At 54.1% G+C, this 26062-nt stretch carries 27 protein-coding genes and 1 tRNA gene; 24 read left to right on the top strand and 4 right to left on the bottom strand.

Annotation, left to right across the window (positions count from 1 at the left end; all coding sequences use genetic code 11):
- Positions 1 to 159: 159 nt before the first annotated feature.
- The 6 genes from ACONT6_RS11615 (at position 160) to ACONT6_RS11590 (ending at position 7633) form a co-directional block, all read left to right on the top strand.
- Positions 160 to 2670 (top strand): DUF1631 domain-containing protein, encoded by a 2511-nt coding sequence (locus ACONT6_RS11615; RefSeq protein ID WP_428818677.1) that lies wholly within the window; start codon positions 160 to 162, stop codon positions 2668 to 2670.
- A gap of 194 nt (positions 2671 to 2864) precedes the next feature.
- On the top strand, positions 2865 to 3440 hold the full coding sequence (ampD, locus tag ACONT6_RS11610) for a 1,6-anhydro-N-acetylmuramyl-L-alanine amidase AmpD (RefSeq protein WP_428818676.1): 576 nt from the start codon (positions 2865 to 2867) through the stop codon (positions 3438 to 3440).
- A 76-nt stretch (positions 3441 to 3516) separates the two neighbouring features.
- Positions 3517 to 4446 carry a regulatory signaling modulator protein AmpE gene (gene ampE / locus ACONT6_RS11605; protein WP_428818675.1) on the top strand — a complete coding sequence of 310 codons (930 nt, stop codon included), beginning with the start codon at positions 3517 to 3519 and terminating at the stop codon, positions 4444 to 4446.
- A gap of 46 nt (positions 4447 to 4492) precedes the next feature.
- Entirely contained in the window at positions 4493 to 5488 is a 996-nt protein-coding gene (locus tag ACONT6_RS11600; protein WP_428818674.1) for a threonine ammonia-lyase, read from the top strand.
- A gap of 67 nt (positions 5489 to 5555) precedes the next feature.
- Positions 5556 to 6212 carry a YbhB/YbcL family Raf kinase inhibitor-like protein gene (locus ACONT6_RS11595; RefSeq protein WP_428818673.1) on the top strand — a complete coding sequence of 219 codons (657 nt, stop codon included), beginning with the start codon at positions 5556 to 5558 and terminating at the stop codon, positions 6210 to 6212.
- Positions 6213 to 6271: 59 nt separating this feature from the next.
- A complete protein-coding gene (locus tag ACONT6_RS11590) occupies positions 6272 to 7633 on the top strand; it encodes an AmpG family muropeptide MFS transporter (RefSeq protein ID WP_428818672.1) in 1362 nt (453 codons plus the stop codon).
- Positions 7634 to 7712: 79 nt separating this feature from the next.
- On the opposite strand, the gene ACONT6_RS11585 is transcribed toward ACONT6_RS11590, so the two are convergent.
- On the bottom strand, positions 7713 to 8096 hold the full coding sequence (locus ACONT6_RS11585) for an MGMT family protein (RefSeq protein ID WP_428818671.1): 384 nt from the start codon (positions 8094 to 8096) through the stop codon (positions 7713 to 7715).
- A gap of 132 nt (positions 8097 to 8228) precedes the next feature.
- On the opposite strand from ACONT6_RS11585, the gene ACONT6_RS11580 reads away from it, so the two are divergent.
- The 5 genes from ACONT6_RS11580 to groL all read left to right on the top strand — a co-directional run bounded on the left by ACONT6_RS11580 (position 8229) and on the right by groL (position 12868).
- Positions 8229 to 9212, top strand: coding sequence for a DUF481 domain-containing protein (locus ACONT6_RS11580; protein ID WP_255463273.1), 984 nt, complete (start codon positions 8229 to 8231; stop codon positions 9210 to 9212).
- Between the two features lie 46 nt (positions 9213 to 9258).
- Positions 9259 to 10020, top strand: a complete 762-nt coding sequence (locus tag ACONT6_RS11575) for an SDR family oxidoreductase (RefSeq protein ID WP_181252630.1) — start codon at positions 9259 to 9261, stop codon at positions 10018 to 10020.
- 109 nt (positions 10021 to 10129) lie between these two features.
- Positions 10130 to 10645, top strand: a complete 516-nt coding sequence (locus ACONT6_RS11570; RefSeq protein WP_428818670.1) for an FxsA family protein — start codon at positions 10130 to 10132, stop codon at positions 10643 to 10645.
- A 228-nt stretch (positions 10646 to 10873) separates the two neighbouring features.
- The gene (locus ACONT6_RS11565; RefSeq protein ID WP_078085279.1) at positions 10874 to 11167 is read left to right on the top strand and encodes a co-chaperone GroES; all 294 of its coding nucleotides are present in this window, start codon (positions 10874 to 10876) and stop codon (positions 11165 to 11167) included.
- Positions 11168 to 11227: 60 nt separating this feature from the next.
- Positions 11228 to 12868 carry a chaperonin GroEL gene (groL, locus tag ACONT6_RS11560; protein ID WP_428818669.1) on the top strand — a complete coding sequence of 547 codons (1641 nt, stop codon included), beginning with the start codon at positions 11228 to 11230 and terminating at the stop codon, positions 12866 to 12868.
- A 99-nt stretch (positions 12869 to 12967) separates the two neighbouring features.
- Here the strand turns inward: groL and ACONT6_RS11555 are convergent, their stop codons facing one another.
- Positions 12968 to 14005, bottom strand: coding sequence for an integron integrase (locus tag ACONT6_RS11555; RefSeq protein ID WP_428818668.1), 1038 nt, complete (start codon positions 14003 to 14005; stop codon positions 12968 to 12970).
- A gap of 337 nt (positions 14006 to 14342) precedes the next feature.
- Between ACONT6_RS11555 and ACONT6_RS11550 the strand changes: the two genes are divergently transcribed.
- The 11 genes from ACONT6_RS11550 to ACONT6_RS11500 all read left to right on the top strand — a co-directional run bounded on the left by ACONT6_RS11550 (position 14343) and on the right by ACONT6_RS11500 (position 22143).
- Complete coding sequence (locus tag ACONT6_RS11550; RefSeq protein ID WP_428818667.1) at positions 14343 to 14774, top strand: hypothetical protein; 432 nt, start codon at positions 14343 to 14345, stop codon at positions 14772 to 14774.
- A 141-nt stretch (positions 14775 to 14915) separates the two neighbouring features.
- Positions 14916 to 15218, top strand: a complete 303-nt coding sequence (locus ACONT6_RS11545) for a hypothetical protein (protein WP_428818666.1) — start codon at positions 14916 to 14918, stop codon at positions 15216 to 15218.
- A gap of 155 nt (positions 15219 to 15373) precedes the next feature.
- Positions 15374 to 15889 carry a DUF3592 domain-containing protein gene (locus tag ACONT6_RS11540; protein WP_428818665.1) on the top strand — a complete coding sequence of 172 codons (516 nt, stop codon included), beginning with the start codon at positions 15374 to 15376 and terminating at the stop codon, positions 15887 to 15889.
- 118 nt (positions 15890 to 16007) lie between these two features.
- Positions 16008 to 16322 carry a hypothetical protein gene (locus ACONT6_RS11535; RefSeq protein WP_428818664.1) on the top strand — a complete coding sequence of 105 codons (315 nt, stop codon included), beginning with the start codon at positions 16008 to 16010 and terminating at the stop codon, positions 16320 to 16322.
- A 1580-nt stretch (positions 16323 to 17902) separates the two neighbouring features.
- On the top strand, positions 17903 to 18379 hold the full coding sequence (locus ACONT6_RS11530; RefSeq protein ID WP_428818663.1) for a hypothetical protein: 477 nt from the start codon (positions 17903 to 17905) through the stop codon (positions 18377 to 18379).
- Positions 18380 to 18465: 86 nt separating this feature from the next.
- Positions 18466 to 18981, top strand: coding sequence for a hypothetical protein (locus ACONT6_RS11525; RefSeq protein ID WP_428818662.1), 516 nt, complete (start codon positions 18466 to 18468; stop codon positions 18979 to 18981).
- Positions 18982 to 19110: 129 nt separating this feature from the next.
- Complete coding sequence (locus tag ACONT6_RS11520) at positions 19111 to 19365, top strand: hypothetical protein (protein ID WP_428818661.1); 255 nt, start codon at positions 19111 to 19113, stop codon at positions 19363 to 19365.
- Between the two features lie 201 nt (positions 19366 to 19566).
- Positions 19567 to 19983, top strand: coding sequence for a hypothetical protein (locus tag ACONT6_RS11515; RefSeq protein WP_428818660.1), 417 nt, complete (start codon positions 19567 to 19569; stop codon positions 19981 to 19983).
- 65 nt (positions 19984 to 20048) lie between these two features.
- The gene (locus tag ACONT6_RS11510; RefSeq protein ID WP_428818659.1) at positions 20049 to 20513 is read left to right on the top strand and encodes a hypothetical protein; all 465 of its coding nucleotides are present in this window, start codon (positions 20049 to 20051) and stop codon (positions 20511 to 20513) included.
- 608 nt (positions 20514 to 21121) lie between these two features.
- The gene (locus tag ACONT6_RS11505) at positions 21122 to 21496 is read left to right on the top strand and encodes a hypothetical protein (RefSeq protein WP_428818658.1); all 375 of its coding nucleotides are present in this window, start codon (positions 21122 to 21124) and stop codon (positions 21494 to 21496) included.
- Positions 21497 to 21669: 173 nt separating this feature from the next.
- The gene (locus ACONT6_RS11500) at positions 21670 to 22143 is read left to right on the top strand and encodes a DUF3291 domain-containing protein (RefSeq protein ID WP_428818657.1); all 474 of its coding nucleotides are present in this window, start codon (positions 21670 to 21672) and stop codon (positions 22141 to 22143) included.
- Positions 22144 to 22238: 95 nt separating this feature from the next.
- Here the strand turns inward: ACONT6_RS11500 and ACONT6_RS11495 are convergent.
- Together ACONT6_RS11495 and ACONT6_RS11490 are read right to left on the bottom strand one after the other, a co-directional pair.
- Positions 22239 to 22315, bottom strand: a tRNA-Arg gene (locus tag ACONT6_RS11495).
- A 235-nt stretch (positions 22316 to 22550) separates the two neighbouring features.
- A complete protein-coding gene (locus ACONT6_RS11490) occupies positions 22551 to 23600 on the bottom strand; it encodes a tRNA dihydrouridine synthase (protein WP_428818656.1) in 1050 nt (349 codons plus the stop codon).
- Positions 23601 to 23891: 291 nt separating this feature from the next.
- Here ACONT6_RS11490 and ACONT6_RS11485 point away from each other — a divergent pair, with 291 nt between their 5' ends.
- Both ACONT6_RS11485 and oadA read left to right on the top strand, forming a co-directional pair.
- Positions 23892 to 24119, top strand: a complete 228-nt coding sequence (locus ACONT6_RS11485) for an OadG family protein (protein WP_428818655.1) — start codon at positions 23892 to 23894, stop codon at positions 24117 to 24119.
- Positions 24120 to 24247: 128 nt separating this feature from the next.
- Complete coding sequence (gene oadA, locus ACONT6_RS11480) at positions 24248 to 26041, top strand: sodium-extruding oxaloacetate decarboxylase subunit alpha (RefSeq protein WP_428818654.1); 1794 nt, start codon at positions 24248 to 24250, stop codon at positions 26039 to 26041.
- Positions 26042 to 26062 lie beyond the last annotated feature (21 nt).

Genomic DNA, 26062 nt, shown 5'->3' with positions numbered 1-26062 from the left:
GTAACCACTAGATTTATTGCTTTCGGGAATGCCGCTTTCGAAACAGCTGGATATTCACCGAAGTGATTTGATGCTGGGTTCGCGATGTATTGAGTGGCCTTTGCAATCTCTATTCTCTGAGCCGATGCCAGGAGGGCAGCAGAGGTGAGCATGGACGATATGGATCGAAATAATAACGAATTGTTTGTCATAACCGGCGGTGGGCAGGGTAACGGTCAGCGTGTGGGCAAGCCGCGCAGCAGTGCACGTACCGATTCCCGCCAGAAACTCTCTAAAACCGTGACATCTGTAAAACAGAAAGGCATTGAGTGGCTGCAGGCCAAATCTGACGATGTCTTCGCCCATGTCGACGACTCACTGTTTGCCATGGCGGAAAAGGCACATCTGCAGGATGAGCAGGACACCCTGTTCCAGGCGATTCGCAACCTGCGGGTTGGGCTGGGCGACCTGATCGATGGCTTTTGCGATGGTATCGAAGAGCGGTTTCACGCCCCGCGCAATGATCGTCTGGAAGAAGAGGCAGGATTGGAATCCGGCGCCTCGCTGAAGAATCTTTCACTGGTCAACGACGACGAGCTTGAAAAGCAGGTCGCGATCCGCACCATGGTATCCAACGTCAAGCGCGACCACGCCGAATCCATAGCAGCCCTATCCCTGCGCATGGATACCCTGCTTCCCGGTAAAATCTACGACGAGAGTCTGCCCATCGGGCCCGCCGCTGTGTGTGTCGCCTTCGCCGATGCACTTGATGATGTCGAGCTGTCCCTGCGCGCGCGCATGACGGTGCTCAAAAAGTTTGAACTGAACCTGGTCAATCACCTGGGCGAGCTGTACGACGTCTGCAACCGCCTGCTGGTAGAGCAGGGTGTGCTGCCCACAATCGAGGATCCGCTGCGCCGCCAACAGGGGCGCGCGAGCAATCAGGTGTCGAGCCCGTCTCCTGCCTCAGGCTCTTCCTCGCAAAGTGCCGCGCCGACGCATAACCCTTCCTCTGCCGACGGCATCCCCGCTGCACCTGCGGGGCAGGCGGGTAGTATGCATTTCAATGGCGGCGGTATGCCGGGCGCTTCCTCTGCTGCCGGCTTTGGTCAGGTTGCCCCGCCCGGCGGCGGACAGTGGACTGGCGGTGCATCGGGTAGCGGCAGCGTATCTGGGCCCGGGCTGGCGCCCGTGGGTTCCGGCGCCGCGCCGATGGCGACGCCTACGCTGTTGCAGCACCTGGGGCAGTTTCAGATGGCACTGCCAGAGCACGCGGCCGGTCCGGGGCAATTGATTAACGTGACGCAGTTGCTTGAACAGCAACTGGTATCAGCGAAGCAGAGCGCCTCCCTGCATGAACTGGATAGCGAAGTCATCCGCCTGGTGGATATGCTGTTCTCCTTCATGCTGGAAGACCGCAACCTGGCGGAGCCCGTCAAAGCCCTGTTGATTCGGCTGCAACTGCCAATGCTCAAGCTCGCGGTTGCCGACAAGGCTTTCTTCAGCAAGGGCGGCCATCCAGCGAGACGCCTGTTGAACGAAATGGCGGATGCGGCGATTGGCTGGCAACCCCCGGAGCACTACGAGGAAGATCCGCTGTATCGTGAGATTTCCACCATCGTTGAAGACGTATTGGCGGAGTACGACCGGGACGAGCAGGTGTTTGTGCGCCTGCTGGAATCTTTTCGAGAGTACTCTGCGCGCGAGCGCAAGCGTGCGGCGGTAATGGAGCGTCGCACCATCGACGAGGCCCAGGGCGCCGCGCGTGTGGAAGCGGCCAAGGCGCGGGTGGCCGCAGTGTTCGATACGCTGACCGCGGAGCGCAATCTGCCCAAAATCGTGTATCAGTGGCTGAATCGGGTCTGGAGCAGCGTGTTGTTCCGAACTTGCCTCAAAGAGGGTACCGACAGTGGCTTGTGGCGTCAGCATGTACTCACTGCACGGGATCTTATCTGGAGTGTCGTCGCCCCAATGCCGGAAAGCAGCGTCAAGATGCGCCGCTTGTTGCCGGACCTGAAAAAGCGCCTGGAAGAAGGGGCCCAGTCTCTCTCCCTGAGTACTGGTGATCGCCAGCGTCTGATTGGTGGTCTGGAGGTTCTGTACGGCGAGCGACAGAAGCTGGCTGAGCGGGTTGAGTCGGAACGCGAACGCCGTACCCGCGAGCGTCTGGTTCAGGAATTGCGGCGCGAGGCCGACAGTGTACTGTCCATCCCGGTTGCGGAAGATATGACGGCTGCGCAGGCAGAGCATGAAGCCAGTGATACTGCGCCTGAGTCTATGGTTGATGAACCCCGCGATCTCCCACCCACCCAGCCGGCACTTCCGGAAGTGGAGGAAATCCAGCAGGTGGTTACCCGGGCGAGCGCGGCAAAACCGGTCCCGTTGCAGCCTATTGCCCAGGACGACGACCACTGGCAGCAGACTTACCACCTGAAGGACAGCTGGTTTTTGCTGCGGGATGTGAACAAGCTTCCGGTGCGTTGTCGCCTGGCGGCCATCATCAGCGATCTGGACCAGTTCATGTTTGTGAATCGCCGCGGCGCCAAGGTGGGTGTTTACTCGCGACTGGAGCTGGCCCATGCACTGCGCAATGAAGAGTTATTACCCCTGGAGCAGGGGCCGCTGTTCGAGCGGGCTCTACAGTATGTGGTTGGTAACTGCGGTGAGAGCAAAATCGCTATCAGCATATGACGTGACTTTTCCACAGTGGGTATGCTGTTGTGGAAACTGGAGTGAAAAACCCGGGTTTGCCCCGGGTTTTTGCGTAAATATTGCACGTTTTGCTGTATTAGCGCCCGAATCCTCAGAATTGGCCACATCTATTGGCAGTTACTTCGTTGCTTCCATAAAATAACTCTCTGCCCAATTCCAGCGGAGTCGCGTTTGTGAAATATCAGGTCCAGTCAGGGTGGCTGTCCGGAGTACGCCGGGTGCCCAGTCCGCATTGCAATAGTCGTCCCGACAATGCGGAAGTGGATCTTCTGGTTATTCACAGCATCAGCTTGCCGCCAGGCGAGTACGGCGGCGCCTACATTGATGAGTTCTTCCTCGGGCATCTGGACATGGACGCCCATCCCTACTTTTCCGAAATCGCCACACTGCAGGTTTCTGCACATTTTTTAATCGATCGCAATGGCCGCGTCACCCAGTATGTGCCGCTCAACGAGCGAGCCTGGCATGCCGGGCAGTCTGAATTTTGCGGACGGGATAACTGTAACGATTTCTCTATCGGCATCGAACTCGAAGGGCTCGATACCGATACCTACACCGCTGCGCAGTATGAATCCCTGGCAGAGGTCTCCGTGGCAATCATGGACGCGTATCCCGCGATTGATAAGTCTCGGATCACCGGGCACTCGGATATTGCTCCGGGCAGGAAGCTGGATCCGGGGCCCGGGTTCGACTGGCAGCGGTATTTCGACAAGCTGGACCAGCAGGGCGGTAGTTCCCGCGAGGCTTGAGTTCAGTTACCACGGTGTTGTTCGACGCGTTATGCGACAATGCCATTACATAACAAATTGAACAGGTGGGGACGCTATGGCGCTGTTGATTGTGCTGCTGGCATTGGGCCTGGTGCAGGTGTGGGGCTCCGGTGGACCGCTGCACCGGGATGGCTGGTTTTATCAGTGGCAGGATTTTGTTTACCGCAGTGGACTGATGCGCGAAAGACAGGGCATTGGTTTCGGGCTGGTGGTGTTGATTCCAGTACTGGGGGCTGCTGTGCTTCTGGCGCTGGCGGATTCCATATTTGGCTGGCTGGGGGTGTTGCTGGTCAGTGTGCCTGTACTCCTGTACAGCTTTGGCCGCGGGAATTTTAACGAGGCGCTGTCGGCGTATTTGCGGGCCTGGTACCAGGGTGATCTGGAGGGGGCCAGAGTGGCGGCAGAACCGCTGCTCGATGTGGCGGACATGGAGCGTGCACAGAGTATTAAAGATGCGCAGGAACTCCACCCGCTGGTGTTCAGGGCTGCAGCCTATCGCGCCTTTGAGCGCCTGTTTGCGGTTCTGTTCTGGTTCCTGCTGCTGGGCATTCCGGGAGCCATGCTCTACCGGCTCAGTCATTTGGCGCGCGAGAGATTGGCGAAGCAAGGTCAGGCGCAGGAAGAATCACTTTCCGCGGCGGCCGATGCGGACAAGTTCCTGGCTGCACGCTGGCTGTGGCTGATAGAGTGGCTGCCGGTGCGGGCGATGGGTTTTACGCTCGCAATCGTGGGTAACTTTGCCGGCTGCTACCGCGCATGGCGCGATCACCTGACCTGTAAACAGACTGCTACCGAGGATGTGCTCGAGTACTATCTCGAGGGTGCCCTCGGGGGAATCGACAGTAGTGAATGCAGTGCCGGTGTGGCCGTGAGTGAAGGGCAGCGGCTGTGCGGCGCGGAAATCGAGGGCATGCAGGCCCTGTTGTCTCGCGCCCTGCTGATGTGGATTACCCTGATGGCCCTGTACGGGCTTTTCAGTAACTAAGCTTTCCACTGTTCCTTTCGAATCAAATACTTGCGCGAGAGAGTGCGTGTCAGACGTCATCACCGACAATATCGATCTGCCGAGCGCAGCCGATGTATTTACCGCGGCCGAACGCATTGCCGGCCACATCCATCGAACACCGCTGCTGAGCTCGTCCGGGCTCAACGCGCAGCTCGGTGCCGAGCTGTTTTTCAAGTGCGAACATCTGCAGAAAGTCGGCGCCTTCAAGGCGCGCGGCGCGGCCAATGCCGTGCTGCAACTGCCTGCGGACACGGCGATGGTGGCGACCCATTCATCGGGCAACCACGGTGCAGCGCTGGCCTGGGCGGCGGCGTTGCGCGGAATCGCCTGCCGGGTCGTGATGCCTGAAAATGCCCCGGCGGCAAAAAAAGCGGCGGTCGCCGCTTATGGTGCAGAAATCGTTTTGTGTGAAGCGACACTGGCCGCGCGGGAGTCCACGCTGGCGGCGGTTGTGGAGCAGACCGGGGCGCATGTGGTCCCGCCATTTGACGATGCGCGGATTATTGCCGGGCAGGGCACGGTGGCGCAGGAAATCGTAGGGCAGTGTCGCGAACAAGGTTTCACTCCCGACATGATTGTCTGCCCGGTGGGTGGCGGCGGCTTGCTCGCCGGCGCCGCGCTTGCGGCTTCGGCACTGGTCCCTGAAATCAAGGTGTTGGGGGCGGAACCCTGTGGCGCGGATGATGCACAGCGCTCTTTCCGCAGCGGTGTGCGGGTCACCGAGCAGGTGCCTGACACTATAGCGGATGGCCTGCGCACCACTCTGGGCCTGCGGAATTTTGCGCTGATTCGCCGTCACGTAAGTGATGTGGTTACCGCTTCCGAGCCCGCCATTCGCGAGGCGCTTGATTTGTTGTGGAATCGCACCAAGCAATTTGTAGAGCCCTCGGCGGCGGTGGGGCTGGCGACGGTTCTGGAAAATCCAGCGCGTTTTCGCAACAAGCGAGCGGTGATCGTGCTCACCGGTGGCAACATGGATATCTCTGCGGTGGCCGGAATGATCTCGGATAGCGCTCAATAACCCGGATATAGAGGTAGGGTGCTGGTGGAATCCGGTGCTCGAAGGGAGGAAGACAGGAGGATTGACGATGAAGCGGATCAGCGATCAAAAAGAGGGGCTGTTGGCCCGGTTCGGCAGTGGGCTTAATGTGACTGCTACACTGTTGGCAACTCGGCTGAAGGGAATATCCGTACCGCTCTTGATCCGTCTCTCTGTCGCCGTGTTTTCCCTGTCCACAGTGCAGGTGGCCCGTGCAGATTCACTGCAGTTGGCGTCGTCGACCCTGACCGACGGCGGCCGTATGCCATCGGCGCAGTTGTATTACGGTTTTGGTTGCAGTGGCGAGAATATCTCTCCGGAACTGCACTGGCAGGGGGCTCCAGAGGGCACTCGCAGCTATGCCCTGGTCATGTACGACCCCGACGCACCTACTGGCAGCGGCTGGTGGCACTGGGTGGTGTTCAATATCCCTGCCACCCTGAAAGCGATACCCGAGGGCGCCGGTGATCCCAAGGCCGGCCTGATACCCGAAGCGATACAAAGTCGTACCGATTTTGGCAGTCCGGGTTATGGAGGTGCCTGCCCGCCGGAGGGGCATGGTGACCACCGATACCAGTTCCGCCTGTATGCTCTCAAGGTGGATCAGCTGCCGCTTGATGAGGATTCCCCTGCGGCGATGGTGGCTTATCACATCAATGCCAACAAGCTGGCAGAAGCCCAGTTGGAAGTGAAATTTGGCCGTTGACGCCTGATGTGTCAGGGCGCGGCTTTAAGGCAAGCAATAAAAGGAAGCACAGCCTGCCCATGCAAAAGCAAAAAATGACTTGGGGAGAAGCGCTCAAGGTTTACTCGCGGCCCAAAGTGGTGGCGATGTTTTTCTTTGGGATATCTGCGGGGCTACCACTGCTGCTGGTATTTTCCACTCTAACCGCCTGGCTGCGGGATTACGGTATCAGTCGCACCACCATCGGGTTTACCGCCTGGATTGGTATCACGTTTTCGATCAAGTTTATCTGGGCCCCTATCATCGACTCCCTGCGTATCCCGGTACTGACTGGGTTGATGGGGAAAAGGCGCAGCTGGATCCTTGTGTCGCAGATTGGTGTTGCTGTTGGCCTGTTTGCCATGAGCCAGATCAATCCCCAGCTGGCGCTGCCCGCGGTATTCGGCTTTGGCATACTGGTGGCTTTCTGTTCTGCATCTCAGGACGTGGTTATCGACGCTTATCGGATCGAAGCCGTGGACAAGGAATACCAGGGCGCCATGGCCGCCATGTATGTCTTTGGCTACCGGGTAGCGTTACTGATCGCGGGCGCTGGCGCCCTGTTTATCGCTGAATATGCCAGCTGGAGCATTGCCTATATATCTATGGCGGCGTTGATGGCGGTGGGTATTCTCACCACGTTGATGGTGTCGGAGCCCGACCATCAAAAGGCCCGCGCGCAGGGCAAGGAGTTCCAGCACGCTTGGGTCGACCGGGTGCTGGGCAGCGGCAAGCACGGCAAAATCAGTGAGTGGTTTGTGCGCGCGGTCGCCTGTCCATTTATCGATTTCTTTGAGCGAAATGGCCGATTTGCCCTGGTGCTGCTGCTGTTTATCGGGATTTATCGGGTCAGTGATATCGCCATGGGTGTCATGGCCAATCCTTTCTATCTGGATCTCGGTTTCAGCAAGGATGATATCGCGCAGATCGGCAAGCTGTTCGGGTTTGTGTGTACGATGATCGGGGCCTTCCTTGGCGGGGCGATGGTGGTGCGTTTTGGTATTCTGCGCCCGTTGATCCTGGGGGCCGTGATGGTCGCGGCGACCAATCTGCTGTTCGCGCACCTGGCAACCCTGGGGCCGGACAAAACCTGGCTGGCGATTGTCATCAGTGCCGACAATATCAGTGCCGGCATATCCAACTCGGTGTTTATCGCCTTTCTTTCCAGCCTGGTGAATCAGTCCTACACCGCTACCCAGTACGCGCTGTTCAGCTCCCTGATGACCCTGCCGGGGAAATTCATCAGCGGGTTCTCCGGTATTGTGGTGGATGCGGAAGGCTATGAATCCTTCTTTATTCTGGTAGCCATACTCGGCATCCCGGCAGTGTTGCTGGCCATCTATATCTGGTACCGGAACCGGGACCAGGAAGCGGCGGAGGCCAAGGAAGCTGCGCCCGGGTGACCGGGGCAGTTTCGGCGTTCGCTGGTCGGGCGAATGCGCGCCTTGTTCTTCGGCCTCGTAAGTCGGCTCCCCCAGTTGGCTATAGCTCGTCTGGTTTCGGCCAGGCGTAATGTCCCAGGTCAATTTTCCCTTTCACTGGCGTAATACCCTCATCGCGTAACCGCTCCAGCTGACGCTGTGCCGAGGGGCCGGGCAGGGAGATCCGTCCCTGTGCATTGATCACCCGGTGCCAGGGAAGCTGCGTATCCCGCGGCAGCTTGCGCAGAGTCTGCCCCACGAGCCGCGCGGCGCGCGGAAAGCCTGCGAGTTCCGCCAGGGTGCCGTAGGTGACTACCCGTCCTGCAGGGACCCGTGCGAGTACAAGGCAGATCCGACTTGTGGCATCATGACTCCCTGTATCCTTATTCCCTGATTTGTTCGATCCTGGATCGGAACTAATCGTGTTGATTGATTTCTTAGTCAATTCTCTGTCATAACCCCAGGCTATCGAAAAGGTTGTTTCGTGCTTTCTGCTGTACCCAGAACTTCTTCCCGGATTCTACCCCGTTTAGGCGCTTTACCCAGGCTGCTCAGCGGCCTGGTTTGTGCGGCGCTGGTGGGGTTTGCATCTCACGCCAGTGCCGGTGTTCTCAGCCTCGCCAATGGTGATCGCATTTACGGCGAGCTGGTGGTTGTGGAGCGCGACCATGTGGTGTGGAAGTCTGAAACCTTCGGTGATATTACCGTAGCGAAGGAGAAAATCCTGTCCCTCGAGACCGATAAAGACCTGAAAATTGCCGGTCGCGACGAGCCTTGTGTACTTGCGGGGCATCGCCGTGAACAGTGGGAGCTTTACTGTGATGAGGGATCTGGCTGGGTAATGGACTTCCCGGCGATTGATCGCGCCGAGCCGTACATCAACTTTGTCGGTAACCCCATCATCTTCCGCGGAAACGTGGCAGCTTCCGGTGTGTTCGAGGAGGGCAACCGAGAGCGTGAAGACTGGGATATCAATGCCAATTTTGATATCCGCAACGGCGACTTCCACCATCTGGTCGGCACTCAGTACCAGAACCAGAACAGTACAGAAGTCGACGACCTGGAAAAGTACCGATTCAATTACGACCTCCGCTGGATCTTTGCCGAAAAGTGGTTCGCCGCGGGCAACAGCTCGTTTCTGCATGAAGAGGCGCGTAACCTGGATCTGAGTACCACGGTCGGTCTCGGTCTCGGTTACCTGTTTTTTGACACGGACAAATCCGCACTGTCGATCCAGGGCGGTGTGAGTAGCCTGAAAGAAGATTATATTGATCCCAGCCTGAATCCGGATCCCAGCAAGCGCTATGGGGCGGGACGAGCTGCATGGGACTTCCGCTACAAGTTCGATATGGGCCCGGAAGTGTATTACAACCAGGAATTGCTGCAGTCTCTGGACCGCAGTGAGGATTACCAGAGCAACGCGGAAATCGGTGTGCGTACCCCCTTGGTAAAGGGCATCCTGATGGAAGTGAAGTATGCCTGGCAGTACGACAATACGCCGTCTCTGGATAGCGAAAAAGAAGACACCAAAATGACGGTCGGCGTGGGCTATTCCTGGTAAAGGAAAGTACCGGCCGAAGACATTTGAAGAATTTTTTGAGGTTCACATGCAGGTTACTAACAGCATTATCGCCATTACCGGCGCCGGCCAGGGGCTCGGACGTGCAATGGCCGAGTATCTTGCCGGGCGCGGTGCTCGCCTTGCACTGATCGATGTCAATCAGGAGAGGCTCGACGAGAGCGTTGCGGCCTGTAGTGCGCAAGGCGCCGAGGCGCGCAGCTACGTAATCAATGTCGCTGACGAAGATGCCGTAGACCAGGGCTTTGCCGAGATTGCCAAGGATTTTGGTGGCCTCGATGTCCTGGTGAATAACGCGGGCATCATGCGCGATGGCATGCTGTTGAAAGTCAAAGACGGCAAAGTCGCAGAGCGCATGTCCCTGGCCCAGTGGCAGTCGGTCATCGACGTTAACCTGACCGGTGTGTTTCTGTGTACCCGTGCGGCGGCGGGGATCATGGCGGAACGTGGAGAAGGCGGCGTGATCGTCAATATCTCCAGCGTGTCTCGCGCTGGCAACATGGGGCAGACCAACTACTCCGCCTCTAAAGCCGGTGTGGCCACCATGACTGTGACCTGGGCGCGGGAGCTGGCACGCTACGGTGTGCGGGTTGCCGCAATTGCACCAGGATTCATCGGTACCGAAATGGTGGCGCAGATGCGACCGGAAATTCTCGAGGGCCTGGTGAAGCAGGTTCCGCTGCGTCGGATCGGCGAGCCGGACGAAATCGCCAGTACGGTGTCCTTTATTATTGAAAACGACTATCTCACCGGTCGCGTACTGGAAATCGATGGTGGCGCCCGCATGTAAGCCTGCCGGGCACTGAAAACTACCGTCTGAAGTCCGGCCAAAGGGCACTTTGTTGGCCCGCTGATCTTGTTTCACGCCCGGTATTGGCCGGGCCACAGGAGTCGCGCCTATGCGTCCTCTATTGCTGCTTTTCATCGTTCTGCCGATTCTCGAAATGTGGGTCCTTATCAGCGTGGGCGAACAGATTGGTGCCTTAGCCACCATCGGGTTGGTACTGCTGACCGCAGTGATTGGCCTGGCGCTGCTGAAAAGGCAGGGTATTTCCACCGTGATGCGTGCCCAACAAAAGATGCAGGCCGGAGAGATGCCGGCCAGAGAAATGGCGGAAGGGATTTTCCTCGCGGTTGGCGGTGCTCTGCTGCTGACCCCGGGCTTTATCACCGATGCCTTTGGCTTCGCCTGCCTTGTTCCCGGGGTGCGTCAGCTTATTATCGGGAAACTCCTTGGTCATGTTGTCGTGGTGCGGGGAGCCAGTTATTCAGAGGGCCCCTATCACAAACCCGGCGCGGGGAATTCACATCAGGGGCATCCGCACCAGGACAACTCCCAACAAGGGCATTCTCCCGACGTGATCGAAGGCGATTACGAGCGCGAAGATAAGGACGGACCCGGCAAGGGCGGTTGAAATTTAATCAGTTTTGCCGGGTAACCCTGCCGAGTCCTTCAATTCTCAAAATTTCCTCCAGTTTTTTCTCCCGCCGCTGTTGAAATTCCACGGTATCCCCCCCAGATAGGCTGCACCCCAAGTTTTTCCTGGCCCGGTTACCCCGGGGCAGGGCTGGCGGAGGACCCGCAGGGCGGGCCCGAGCCACTTGTAATTGCAACCCTAAACGACTCATTGGAGAGCCAATCCATGAAAATTCGTCCTTTACACGATCGCGTTGTAGTACGCCGTAAGGAAGAAGAAGAGAAAACTGCTGGTGGCATCGTGCTGCCGGGTGCAGCGAAAGAAAAGCCGAATCAGGGCGAAGTGGTTGCCGTTGGCGAAGGCAAACTGCTGGATAACGGTGACGTGCGTGCACTGTCCGTAAAAGTAGGTGACACCGTGGTGTTCGGCCGTTATGCCGACAGCAACACCCTCAAGGTGGACGGCGAAGAGCTGATCATCATGAGCGAAGGCGACATCTACGGCGTACTGGAAGGCTAAGACCCCCGGTACTTTTTCCCGACAAGACGCAACCACGAGCAGAATTGAGGAAATAAGATCATGGCAGCAAAAGACGTAAAATTTGGTGACGACGCTCGCCAGAAAATGCTGAACGGCGTAAACATTCTGGCTGACGCCGTAAAAACCACCCTGGGTCCGAAGGGCCGCAACGTGGTACTGGACAAGGCTTTCGGCGCTCCGACCGTGACCAAAGACGGTGTATCGGTAGCCAAAGAAATCGAGCTGAAAGACAAGTTCGAAAACATGGGCGCCCAGATGGTGAAGGAAGTTGCTTCCAAAGCTTCTGACACCGCAGGTGACGGCACCACTACCGCCACCGTACTGGCTCAGGCGATCGTAACCGAAGGCCTGAAATCTGTCGCTGCTGGCTTCAACCCGATGGACCTGAAGCGCGGTATCGATAAAGCCGTTGCCGCAGCCGTTGACCACATCGCCGGCCTGGCTACCCCGTGCACCGACAGCAAGTCCATTGCTCAGGTAGGTACCATCTCCGCCAACAGCGACGAGAACGTCGGCACCATCATCGCTGAAGCGATGGACAAGGTGGGTAAAGAAGGCGTAATCACCGTTGAGGAAGGCCAGTCTCTGGAAAACGAGCTGGACGTGGTTGAAGGTATGCAGTTCGACCGCGGCTACCTGTCTCCTTACTTCATCACCAACCAGGAAAACATGACTGCCGAACTGGACAGCCCGTTCATCCTGCTGGTTGACAAGAAAATCTCCAACATCCGCGATCTGCTGCCCCTGCTGGAGCAGGTAGCCAAGGCCTCCAAGCCGCTGCTGATTATCGCTGAAGACGTAGAAGGCGAAGCGCTGGCGACTCTGGTAGTCAACAGCATGCGCGGTATCGTAAAAGTAGCTGCGGTTAAAGCACCGGGCTTCGGCGACCGTCGTAAAGCCATGCTGCAGGACATCGCGATCCTGACCGGCGGCACCGTGATTTCTGAAGAAGTTGGTCTGGAGCTGGAAGCCACCACTCTGGAGCACCTGGGTACCGCCAAGCGCGTAACCCTGTCCAAAGAAAACACCGTCATCGTAGACGGCGCTGGCGACGCTGCTGACATCGAAGCACGCGTTAAGCAAATCCGTGCACAGATCGAAGAATCTTCTTCCGACTACGACAAAGAGAAGCTGCAAGAGCGCGTAGCCAAACTGGCTGGCGGTGTTGCCGTGATCAAGGTTGGCGCTGCCACCGAAGTCGAAATGAAAGAGAAGAAAGCTCGCGTTGAAGACGCCCTGCACGCTACCCGCGCTGCAGTGGAAGAGGGCGTTGTACCTGGCGGTGGTACCGCTCTGGTGCGCGCTACCCAGGCGATCTCCGTAATCGGAGACAACGAAGACCAGAACCACGGTATTGCCGCTGCACTGCGCGCCATGGAAATGCCGCTGCGCCAGATCGTTACCAACGCTGGTGACGAAGCTTCTGTAGTCGTAGACAAGGTGAAGCAGGGCGAAGGTAACTTCGGCTACAACGCCGGTACCGGTGAATACGGCGATATGCTGGAAATGGGTATCCTGGACCCGGCCAAGGTGACTCGCTCCGCTCTGCAGGCGGCTGCCTCTATCGCTGGCCTGATGATCACCACCGAAGCCATGGTTGCAGACATCCCGGAAGACAAGCCGGCTGCACCTGACATGGGTGGTATGGGCGGAATGGGTGGCATGGGCGGCATGATGTAAGCCGGCCTTCCAGCCAATCCTCAAAAAACCCCGCTTCGGCGGGGTTTTTTTATGGCTGCAGATTCTCCGGTAACAATCGGCGATGTTGAAAGTGGATGGTTAGCTGGCTATCAGGTACAGGGGCGAAGGCTCTCTCACATCGTTACCTGGATTAAGGCTATCCATGGGGCTCAATACCCCCTTGCTGCCCCTGTTCACCACATGGGTATAGATTTCTGTGATGCTAATATCCGAATGCCCTAGCAGCTCTTGGATAGTGCGTAAATCGTAGCCCGATTCCAACAGGTGCGTCGCAAAGCTATGACGAAAAGCATGTGCGCGTGCCGGCTTATGGATACCCGCGGCTTTTACCGCTTGCCTGATCTGCTTGGTCAGCGCGGTAGGGTGCAGGTGGTGACGTCGAACCACACCTGTGCGAGGGCAGGGGCCGACACGTGAAGCCGGAAATATGTACTGCCAGCCCAGTTCCTTCGCTGCGTTTGGATACTTGCGTGCAAGTGCATCAGGCAGAAAGACCTCCCCCATTCCATCTACAATATCTTGCTCATGAAGAATTCGCACGCGTTCGATTTGCCGGCGTAGGTCGGGGATAAGTCCCTGCGGCAAGATCGTGGTTCGATCTTTGTTTCCCTTGCCTGAACGCACATAAATATTATTACTGCCGAAATCAATATCCTTCACACGTAGTGACAGCAACTCTGCCGAGCGAAGCCCCGCACCATAGAGCAACTCCACACGTAAGCGCGAGGGCCCAGACAAATGCGAAAGAATGGCCCCGATTTCTGCTCGACTGTAAACCACTGGTAATCTTCGCGGCCGTTTCGCCTGGGAGAATGAAAGTCCTTCTAGCGGCTTGTCCAAAAAACGGGAATATAGATAAACCAAAGCATTGAGCACAATCCGTTGTGTTCCCACAGAGCAGTCACGCTCCTCTGACAGGTGCGTCAGGTAGTGTTCGACCTCTGGCACGCCCATCTCATCGGGATGCCGCTTTTTATGAAAGACAATGAATCGCTTAATCCACTGGATGTATGTTCGCTCTGTTGTATACGCCAGGCCCTGATTTCTCATATGTAATCTGAGGGCATCTAGAAAGCGAACGGGGCGTGCAGGAACCCTTTGCCTGATGTTATCCATAACGAACTCAAGTTAACTGTTTTTATATACAGTATGCGCCCGATAGCTATCCGTCAATGTCGGATTCAGAAGCCTGTGGCTTGTGTGCAGGGAATGCGATAGTCTAAGTTACTGATTTTAAAGGGCTCCATTACAGATAAGTGAGCCAAACGAAAAAGAAAAACAAAAGCCATAGGCTTCTTTATTCAGGCTGTTACGTTTAGTAAAGAGTTTTAACTTCATGATTTTACTAAACTTTTCCGTTTTTCGTTGATTTGTCCGCCAGTGAACACAATCTTGGTGGAAAGAAGCCTTTGGCTTATGAATAAAACTGTTAGGTGCAGGAGTAATCATCGACATGAAATTCCACGTTGAGCTCAATGAGAATGAAGAAGCAATCTCTTTAGAGGAATTGCCAGCTTGGCTCGATCAAGTGGAAATCATGGATAAAGGAGAGCTTTGGCTAGGTAAAGGCGGCAAGGCAAACCCGTGGTGGAAAACATTTCTTGGCCTCCAACCTCAGCGTGTTGAACCTCTACTCAGTCTAGAATGGTGCGGCAATGGAGCATGCCTCTATTTCCATGATGAAAACTGGAGTGAATATAGAGTCCTTTCAAAGAATAGCTCAGTTCAGTTTTCTCAAGAGGTAAGGGCTGCGATTTCGCACGGTGAAGAAAATCCAGCACCACATGACGAGTGTATTGAAAAATCGATTGCTTTTAGCGCAGTTAGGGAAAGTATCAAGTGTTGGGAGCGACCAACGTGGTTGGAGTACAGGTACGTTGAGTAAGCACCTAACAAGGTGCGGCAGACCGACGTCTTATTTTGCGCATTTTTTGCGCAGTCGCTGCGCTCCTATCTTCGCGCAAAAAATACACAAAGTAAGCCGCCGCTGCGCACGGCGTTAAGGCATTAATTCGAACGTCTGAGTATGAATAAAGATATTACAGAATTTTTGGTCGCCATCTCAAAACCTTCAATCGGCTGGTGGCCATTTCCATTTATGCGGCCAATTGAGGGTGAGGAGTTTGGTGTTGCCAGATACCTCACATGCATCTTGCTCTACCCGACATTTATCTGGTGCTTTTCCTCGTTAATCATATTTTTAAAGACGAATGGTGGCTTTGTCCCGTATTTGGGTTACTACTTTATCGGATTATTCATTGCGTTTTTGGTGTGTTTTTCACTAATGGCTAGTGCCTGGAACAAAGTATATGGGGCAAGTAAGCCTTAACAAACGCAAGCAGGATGCTGCGGCCCTTCGGGCCTCCGCGGGACGCCCAACACTATGCACGTTTTGTGCAGGTCGCTGCGCTCCCAGTTTCGCACAAAACGTGCATAGCATTGGTCGCCCCTGTTGCGGGCGTTACGTTTCGGTAGTAAATAATTATGTTGGGTATTCTAAAATACGTTGGATTTTTGATCTTGGCCTTTATTGGTGTAGGGCAAACCTACGTCTATCGGCGCATTCAAGGTAAATGGAAGTCCTTCCCTGTAGTGCGGGGAGAAATCATAGAATCTAAACTCGCAAATTTTACAAATACAGAAGGGCAGCGAGTTTACGAGGCAAATATAAAATTTGAGTATGATTTTGAAGGCCAAAAGTACTGTTCAGATACTCCGCTTCTTCGGTCTCCACAATTGTTCAAAGATCATAACTTTGAGCACGAACTTCTTCAAAAATACAAAGTGGGTGATCGCGTTAATGTCAAGGTTTTACCTCGATCGCCAAAAGTAGCATTTATTGAGATTGAACCTTTCAGTAGGCTTTCTGCTATCGCTATTCCCATACTTGCAGTACTGTATCTTGCTTTTGTATTTGGGTACGGTTGGTTCATGGTTGAGGTCATGGGGCATGATTCTGACCTGGGAGACCGGGTGTTTGAGCAGATCCAAAAAACGTAACAAAGCGCTGCAGACCGACGGCTAACTTTGCGCACTTTTTGCGCGGTCGCTTCGCTCCTATTATCGCGCAAAACATGCGCAAAGTTAGCCGCGGCTGAGCGCGGCGTTAGTGATAATAGTGCAATTATTAAAAAATCTAGCCGCACCAATTATCGGGGCCATTGGATCAAGCTGCTACGGCTATCTAGCAATTTTTACAGTGGTCCTAAAAGGCACGTGGCTGGATAAACTTTATATTGGAGCTGGCGTAGTTGGCGCGCCAATTGGGGCTTTGCTATTGTGGATCGCTGAGGCCTTGGGGTTAGTGGTAGACTCAGGCATGGCCGGCGGCATCATAATATTTGCTCTTGGCGGGTTTGTAGTATGGGCCTATATATTTTTTGTTATTGCGCACATGGTAATCAATAGAATCCGCAGTGGTCGGCATCACTAACAAGGCCGGGCAATTTGCTCTGGGCCTTCGGCCCTCCGCGGGACAGCTTACCTTGTGCACGGTTTGCGCAGGTCGCTTTGCTCCCATTTTTGCGCAAAACGCGCACAAGGTAAGCTGCCCCTGCCGGCGGCGTTATGTGTCCTACAGAAAAATGGAAAATAGAGCCGTACCGATCACAGTTTCAATTGTAGTGCTAGTTGCGCTGTCAGTTCTATTCGGTGTTGCTTATGAGGAGTGGGATGGTCTCTGTGGCCACAAGGAAGAGTTTGGTCTTTTTCCATTCTATCGTATTGGCATTCCATCTGACCCATCTGGAGAATGCTCAACGGGTTTTATAGCTAAGGGAGTAGTTAAAACTAGTATCGCGGCTATGTTCTTAGTGGCATCCGTGGTTGTTTCATTGCGGAAACACGAAGGGAAGGTGAAGTGCCAGTAACTCCACATAACAAACAGCGGCAGAGCGACAGCCAACGCTACGCACCTTTTGTGTTACTCACTGGCGCTCAAACATTAACACAAAAAGTGCTCCGCGCTGGCTGCGCCTGCGCTGGGCGTTAAGGTCAAATGAGTAGCAAGTTAATATTGTTAATAGCGGTGGGAATTTTCGGAGTTGTTACTGGTGAAGATTCTCTTCGGGCGGCGAGTACGGCTAACCCTCCAATTACGTGGGAGGTTCTACCATACCTATTTTTAGGGGGCATGATCGCTGTATTTGTCGTAATTACAATTCAGATCTTTAGAGAAAATAAGAAGTACGGACAATGGGCTATAAATTGTATGAGTGCATGTTCCATATATTTCACGGCAACTGGAGCAAGTGCCGTTGTGCTGGCGGGCCAAGTTAGTCCTGGAACTTTACTGTTTTTAGTCGTTGGTTTGGGGGCGGGTGCAGGAATCTTGGGCTCTTGGTATCTATTTCGAGTCCGACACCTTAACAATCACAGGCAGTGAGGCTCCAGGCCTTCGGCCTTCCGCGGGACGTCTTACCTTATGCACGTTTTGCGCAGTCGCTTCGCTCCTATTTTCGCGCAAAAAACGCATAAGGTAAGCCGCCCCTGCTGTGGGCGTTATATTTCTTGAGCATGAGTAAAGTCGATCAGACAGAGGTTGTAGAGAGACTGAAGGTTGGGGTCTTATGTAGAGACTTTTCTGGACGTCTTTGCTACGAGATAAATGATTTTCCTCTCGAAAAATACAAAGCGACCAAAACTGCGCTGGTTAAGAAATTTGGGTTGTGGCCGTTCGGTGTCACAATCTACGGATTGGATGAAGTTTTTCAAAGCTATATGCATGGATTGAAGCGGATAGGTATTGAGTGGGATGTATGGTCCGGGTTCATTGTTGTTGCTAAGAGTAAGCGCGCTGAAAATCTCGTAATTAATATGGCTCGGCACCTTGAAAGTACCATCGAAATATAACAATCACAGGCAGCAAGGCTCCGGCCCTTCGGGCCTCCGCGGGACGTCTTACCTTATGCACGTTTTGCGCGGTCGCTTCGCTCCCATTATTGCGCAAAACACGCAAAGGGTAAGCCGCCCCTGCTGTGGGCGTTATGTGAATATTAGAACAGAGAAAATGCATTGAGCAGTAAAGCAAAAATAGAAGAACCATTGACTGAGCGGGCCAGAGCGGGCTACATATTTGCCTGGATAGTTTATGGCCCAGTTATCAGATATACCCACCTAGGGCGAGGACGAAGTGTCGAACTAGTCGATATTTCATTTCAGATCGAACTGGTTTTGGCCGCATTTCCAATCATCGTTTTATGTATATTCAATGTTCCGGAATTAGTATCACCCGTAAATTTTTCCTACGTTGTGATCGCGTGGCATATATCTTTGATGGTGGCTTCTTGGTCCATTCTCAATGAGAAAACTCTCAGTAGGTTTTATAAGCAATCTAAAGGCATTAAAGAATTACGAAAAGTCGTTGAGGTTTGTGAGTCTCAAAGTTATATGTGGTTCTTGTTCTTTACATCATTCGTGATGATGTTTGTTGTACTGATAGCTTACCTCTATTTCTGGGCTTACGATGCATTAGAGGTCGCCCTCACATAACAAACAGCGGCAGAGCGACGGTCAACACTACGCACCTTTTGTGTTGCTCGCTGTCGCTCAAACATTAACACAAAAGGTACTCCGCGTTGGCTGCGCCTGCGCTGGGCGTTAGGGCAATAGAAGAAAGTATGCCTAGTTACAAAAGTAATCTCGAAATCATGGTGGCTGAAAGCATTGGAAAGTTAATCCTTGCTTTCTCCAGTCTGGAGTTAAATGTAAACCTTTGCCTTCAATGGGCAGTAAATGCAAAGGATTTTCATGCCGTAAATCCTTTAGTGGAGAGGCTATCTTTCAAAAGTAAAATTGATGCACTAGTCGAGATTGTCGCAATTAAATTTCCATCCAACCAAGAATGTGTCTCGGATTTTAGATCTTGGCATAAGAAGATGGATAAATTGCGTACAAAACGCAATTCATTTATTCATGGTCGGTGGGCTTATGCTCACATCAATGAAGAAATTGTTAATGTCGCTCCCGGTATGATTGGGCCGGAGCCGCTTAAAGAGACGCGTTATAGCGTTAAAGGCTTAGAAAAAGAGCTCCACGCGCTAGAGGAAGTTTTAAATGAGCTCAATGAAATCAGGGAAAGGTGGCGGGTATAAAGGCCCTAACAAGGTGCTGCAGGGGACGTCTTACTTTGTGCACCTTTTGCGCAGTCGCTGCGCTCCTATTTTCGCGCAAAATGCGCACAAAGTAAGCCGTCCCTGAGCACGGCGTTAAGGCAAGTAAACATGAACAAAGGCTTGTGCCATATATGTGATCGTCGGATTCAGAACACTGGATTTGATAAATGTATGTATTGTGGTGCTGAGCTTTTAGAGAATCAGAAATTTACAGAGTCGGAGAAATCTTCAATCGAAGCTAAGCGAAAATCTGTAGAGAAAGAGTTGCGGCAAAAGAAAGCGGCGCAAACAGGAGTGCCATCGTCGACTGATGGTTTCGGTGGTGGCATAGATTTTGGCTTCGGTGACTCGGGCTGCGATTAGTGGAGGCCTTAACAAACACAGGCAGTTTGCTACGGCCCTTCGGGCCTCCGCGGGACGGCTTACCTTGTGCACCTTTTGCGCAGGTCGCTACGCTCCCATTTTCGCGCAAAATGCGCACAAGGTAAGCCGCCCCTGCTGTGGGCGTTACACATCATGATGATTTGTCCGAAGTGTGAGTATGAAAGGAACGGATATGAAAGGGTGCCAGACTGGCAGTGCCCTGAGTGTGGTATTGCTTATTCTAAAATTGAGATCATAAAAGAAGAGGCTATAGCGCAGCGAGATGAATGGAAAAGAGAAGATGAAGAGATCAGGCAGAGAGTCGAAGAGTTTCGACCATACGCAGTTGCGTGTGTCAGTCTATTCTTCGCTTATTTTTTATACTTTTTCATGTCTGGAAAAAGCAACTTCGGCGTAGTCTGGCCAATCATTTTGGGTGCATCTTTGCTCTTTTTATGTCAAAAAATGGTCGCTACAGGAATTTTTTTCCATAGAGCTTTTAATTTCACTCCGAGAGAAAGGTATCCGTCTAATTTTAAGGTTGAGCTAGTGGCTGGCCTCTCTGGAGGGGTCTGGTTGGTTTACATAGGGTTTTCCAATTATTTGGGTGCTGCGTAGCAAATGTGTAACAAAGCCAGGCACTATGCTCCGGGCCTTCGGCCCTCCGCGGAACAGCTTACCTTGTGCACATTTTGCGCAGGTCGCTGCGCTCCCATTTTTGCGCAAAACGCGCACAAGGTAAGCTGCCCCTGCTGGCGGCGTTAGGCAAGGGTATACATCGAGGGATCATGAGAATAAAAATAAGTAAAGATCAGTGGAAGCTGATTTTATTCTGGTCAATCCTTATTCTTATTGCACCGTTCGCAATAGAGACAGTCATGCTTGCTGAGTTGGCTGGTGCAGAGTTTGCCATTGGTTTTCTGTTGTTGTACCTGAAGCAGAGCATCATGTTTGCGAGAGAAAAGATTGCTCAAATTCAACTATCAATTGAAAGTATGGCGTCTATGTTGAGTAGGCATACAGCCTTCAGAGAAAGGCATTTTCTTTCTCATGCGGGGCTTTCTCTCGTGGTAATTGCAACAGGAACACCGGTATTTTATGCAGCCATTGTTTGGTATCCCGTGCTATTAACAGGTACATATACATAATTCTGCCTAACAATCACGGGCAGTGAAGCTCCGGCCCTTCGGGCCTCCGCGGGACGGCTTATCTTATGCACGTTTTGCGCGGTCGCTTCGCTCCCATTTTTGCGCAAATCGCGCATAAGATAAGCCGCCCCTGCCGTGGGCGTTATATGCAAAAGGATAAAGAATGATTTTTTGGGCAACATTCGCTGTATTTGGTGTCTGTCTTATTCTAGAGAGCATTACGTCCTGGATATTTATCCGAGGCAGTCGAAAGAAGCACCCGGTTTTATGGAAGCACTCTGGTGAGCCAACCTTACTTAGGAATGGCGATCTCATTAGCGCTTGGCCATTAAACAAATATCTGATGTATAAGGATTATGAGTCAGTTTCCTGTGAGTCAGCTAAAGCTTTCGCTGAAAAGTGGAGGTTGCCCTTTGTTTTGAGCTACTTTTCAGCGTTCGTATCCGTTGTATTCTTCTTCGGCGCTATGTTTGTTTTTGGTGTGCCCGAGTAATGCATGTAACAAGTCAATTAACTAAGCGCCTTCGGCGCCGGACAGCTTACACTGCGCTCCGCTCCGTTCCAGCTGCCGGTAAGCGGGGCGTTAGCCGTCATAAGGAAAGTCGAGCATGAAAATAATAAAAATACTGATGATTGCCACCATTGGTCTATCTCCACTTTCTCATTCGGAGGAAGATCGAGAGCCCTTAAGAACAATGTCAGATTGCTTGATAATGCATAATTGGAGTTCCTGGGGTATGTGGAGATTCGATGTGTATGCACTGGCTAGTGAAAAAATATTGATCGGGGATAGTAATAACTATTTTCTAGTTACATCTAGTGAGCCAGGTTACAAGCATGTAGTTGCTGGGGAAACTGTTGCACACTTCAAGGAAGCTGAATCGCTGAAGGAGTTGGGGGCCGAGTGTAAAGAAAATTGCCCCGTGAATTATAAAAAGCGTACCGGTTGGTTTAAGCGTCGGTGCAGCTCTTTTCAGTCCTGAGCCATGAAATGGCTAACAAGGCCGGGGGAAGATACTCCGGGCCATCGGCCCTCCGTGGTACGCTGTAGCTTGCGCTTGAGATGCTAGGATCACTGAGCTGCCACTTTTATGCAAAAAGTTTACAGATCAAGCTGCTTCCCTTAGTCACTTGACGTGTTTTCAAGGAGGAAACAATGAGTCTTTATCAAATTGCACAACTCAATATCGCTGCGCTAAGTGCGCCTATCGATTCGCCGCAGCTCGCAGATTTTGTGGCGAACCTCGATAGGGTTAATGCTCTGGCGGAGGCGTCTCAAGGCTTTGTTTGGCGTCTCCAAACAGAAGAAGGGGATGCTACCGGGATTGATTATTTTGGTTCCGATAAGATCGTGAATCTATCCGTTTGGGAGTCGGTCGAGGCTCTACACAGCTACGTTTATCGCTCTGCCCATGTTGAGATCATGCGGCGTAAGCAAGAGTGGTTTGAAAAGATGGGGGAGGTCCACATGGTGCTTTGGTGGGTTCCTGTTGGTCACATCCCATCAATCGAGGAGGCGGCAGAAAGGCTAAACATTCTGCGAGAAAGCGGCCCAACGGCGGCGGCTTTTACATTCAGGAAGGTATTTCAGGCTCCCGGTGAGCTCAACTCGACTCCAGAGGTAACTTGAACTGGTAACTGATCCATCACTAAGCGAATTAATTGTGGTTGTGAGGACAGAAAAGAAAAAGGCCCGAACTTTCTCAAGTTCGGGCCTTTCTTGTATGGCGCGCTCGGGAGGATTCGAACCTCCGACCGCCTGGTTCGTAGCCAGGTACTCTATCCAGCTGAGCTACGAGCGCGTCGTTGTGGTTGCGAACTATAGTGACTTGCCTTGGCTTCGTCAACTCTTTTTTAAAGAAATTTTTAAAAAACTCTTTAAAAATCCGCAGGTTACCGAACTTCTTGGCTTTCCGGAGATCGCCGGTTCAGCTCGATAGGGCGCGCATTCTGCCGCGGGCCCCGGGTCTTTGCAAGCACTTTTTTCAGCTTTTTTTGCGGGCGGGTAATGTGCACTGTTCGAGGCGCGGATTCAGCCTATGCGGCGCTGCTTTCAGCGTGGTCATGGCGTAGGTGGCCGTCCCCTTCCGCGGGCCTCATGTGCTCTGCAAAAGCCTGTTCCAGCAGCTCCGGGTCACGGTGGCGCTTGATCTGTTCAAAAAAGCGGATGGCTTCCGGGTAGCTGAGTTTGAGATACGCGAGCCACTGCTTGATGCGGTTGCCGAGATACTTGGCCGGGTAAATATCCTTTGTTGTGGAATAGTAGTCATACAGCAGGGTGGCTACCTGGTGCCATTGCAGCGGCTGGTAGTCGCGCCCCTCGCACAGGGCCTGAATCTGGAGTCCTATATCTGGTCGCGCCAGCAGGCTGCGGCCGAACATGTACGCGTCACAGCCGGTGACCTCGCGGCAGCGCTTGAAATCGTCCAGGGTCCACAAGTCGCCATTGGCAATCACCCTGATACCCAGTTGCTCGCGAATCTCGCCAATGTATTCCCAGTACGCAGGGGGACGGTAGCCATCCACCTTGGAGCGGGCGTGTACCGCCAGCTCGGATGCGCCGCCGGCCTCGGCTGCTCGGGCATTGTCGAGGTAGCTGCTGCGGTCGCTGTAGCCCAGCCGGATTTTGGCGGATACCGGAATCTCTGCGGGCACCGCATTGCGAACCGCGGCCACGATGCCTTCAACCCGGGAAGGGGACTGGAGCAGGCAGGCACCGCCGTCGCTGTTGTTGACCGACTTCGCCGGGCAGCCAAAGTTGAGGTCGATGGATATGGCACCGGCGTCCACTGCTTTGGCCGCGTTGTACGCCATGGCTTGCGGGTTACCGCCTAGTAACTGCAGTTTGACCGGCGTGCCGCTGGGGGTATGCGCGCCCTGTTCCAGTTCGGGGCACAGGCGGGTGAAGACCCTGCGCGGCAATCTTGTGTGGGTGACACGCACAAACTCGGTCACACAGATATCCACACCGCCAATTCTGGACAGAAGCGCCCGCACATGGTGATCGATAACACCCTCCATTGGAGCCTGGTAGATCATCGGCGTATCCGGTGTCGCGTTTGGGGTCGGGGACTGCGTGTTTTGCATGGGTCTCTGGTAGCCAGTACTGCTAGCGGTTATAGGGCTTCGATGGCCGGCTATTGTACGAAATTCCACTGTCCGCTGTGCAATTATTCGACACTGGCGTGAGAGGGGCGCCCTGATCGAATTTGGTAGCGAAAATGGTAGAAATGATCGGTAATTGGCGGGTTCTTGGTTGCTTCTGTAACTAATAAGTGTTTGATTTTGAAAGGATCTTGTATTGATAATATCGCCCGAAAAATCGGAACACATACATAAAAAGCATTTTGCGAGGGGATACAGGTGCAAGAGTCACTGATGCAGCAAGGTCTGGATATCACGCTGTTCGGCATGGGGATTGTTTTCACGTTCCTGCTGGTTCTGGTTATCTGCACGACCATCATGTCCCGCTTTATCACACGTTTTTTCCCCGAGGCCGAGCCTGTTATCGCTCCGGCCCCATCGCCTGCTGCCGAGCCCGGGGATGCGCGCCTGAAGAAAATTATTGAGGCTGCCATCGAGCAGCACCGCAATAAGCGTCGCTGACACGCGAGGCAAAATTAAAGCGCTCAACGAACGATCTGACTTGGCCGGGTGGTAATCGAAAGAACCCCCGGCGCCAGAGCAGCGCGTTATCGAACTTTTCAAGATCAACTTTCCAAGAGAGACGACCCATGACTGAGGTTAAAAAGCCATTGGGGATTACGGACGTAGTCCTGCGCGACGCCCACCAGTCGCTATTCGCCACCCGCCTGCGGCTGGATGACATGCTGCCCATCGCAGAGAAGTTGGACAAAGTGGGTTTCTGGTCTCTGGAGTCCTGGGGCGGCGCGACTTTTGACGCGTGTATCCGCTATCTGGGCGAAGATCCGTGGGAGCGGATTCGCGAGTTGAAAAAAGCCATGCCGAACACGCCGCAACAGATGCTGTTCCGCGGCCAGAATATTCTCGGTTATCGCCACTACGCCGATGACGTGGTGGAAAAATTTGTCGAGCGCGCAGCCACCAACGGTGTGGATGTATTCCGCGTGTTTGATGCCATGAACGATATGCGCAACCTGCAAACCGCGCTCGCGGCCGTGAAAAAGCAGGGCAAGCATGCACAGGGCACCATTTCTTATACGGTGAGCCCGGTTCACAATATGGACCTGTGGGTAGATCTGGGGCGCCAGATCGAAGACATGGGTGCCGACTCCATCGCGATCAAGGATATGGCCGGCCTGCTGCGTCCCTACGAGGGCTACGAGCTGGTAAAACGCCTCAAGGATGCGGTGGATATCCCCATTCACATGCAGTGTCATGCCACCACCGGCCTGTCCACTGCTACCGCGCTCAAGTGTGTGGAAGCGGGCATCGATAATATCGACACCGCCATCTCTTCCATGTCCATGACCTACGGACACAGCCCCACCGAAGCGGTGGTAGCGATTCTGGAAGGCACCGAACGCGACACCGGCCTGGATATCAACTTGCTGGAAGAGATCGCCGCGTATTTCCGTGAAGTCCGCAAAAAATATGCGAAGTTCGAAGGCTCCCTGCGCGGCGTTGACTCGCGCATTCTGGTGGCACAGGTGCCGGGCGGCATGCTCACCAATATGGAGAACCAGCTGCGCGAACAGGGTGCGGGCGACCGTCTCGACGAGGTGCTGGAAGAGATTCCGCGCGTGCGCAAGGACCTGGGCTTTATCCCACTGGTGACACCGACCTCCCAGATTGTGGGCACCCAGTCGGTACTGAATGTGCTGACCGGTGAACGTTACAAGTCCATCTCCAAGGAAACCGCGGCGGTACTCAAGGGCGAGTACGGCGCGACCCCGGCCGAGGTGAACAAGGAGCTGCAGGACAAGGTACTGGACGGCGCTGAACCGGTCACCGGCCGCCCCGCGGATCAGCTGGCGCCCGAGCTGGACAAGCTCGCCGCAGAGCTGCAGGAAAAAGCGGCGGCGGACGATATCTTGCTGACCGAAGGCGAGGGCCAGATCGACGACGTGCTGACCTACGCATTGTTCCCGCAGATCGGCCTCAAGTTCCTGAAGAACCGCGATAACCCGGACGCCTTCGAACCGGTGCCCACCGGCAAGGAATCCTCGGAAGTGAAAAACGACGCGGGTGAAGGTGTTTACACCGTCTCCGTGGAAGGGCAGAGCTACACCGTTACCGTCGCCGATGGCGGCGATGTCACGGGCATGGTCAAGGTGGGTGGTGAAGCCGCTGCGACGGGCGCCCCGGCAGCAGCGCCGGCTGCGGCTGGCACCGGTGAGGCGGTGAAGGCGCCGCTGGCGGGCAATATCTTCAAGGTGCTGGTCAAGCCCGGCGACCAGGTGACCGAGGGTCAGAACATTGTGATTCTGGAAGCCATGAAGATGGAAACCGCGGTCAGTGCACCGCGCGCCGGTAGCGTAACCGGGGTGACCATCAAGGAAGGCGATGCAGTGGCGGTGGGCGATGCCCTGCTGACCATCGCTTAACGGGGGCGCTTGTGGAAAACA

The organism is Microbulbifer sp. MCCC 1A16149 (assembly GCF_050368945.1).
In the GTDB taxonomy this organism is placed as follows: domain Bacteria; phylum Pseudomonadota; class Gammaproteobacteria; order Pseudomonadales; family Cellvibrionaceae; genus Microbulbifer.
This window is presented reverse-complemented; position numbering and strand designations above follow the sequence as displayed.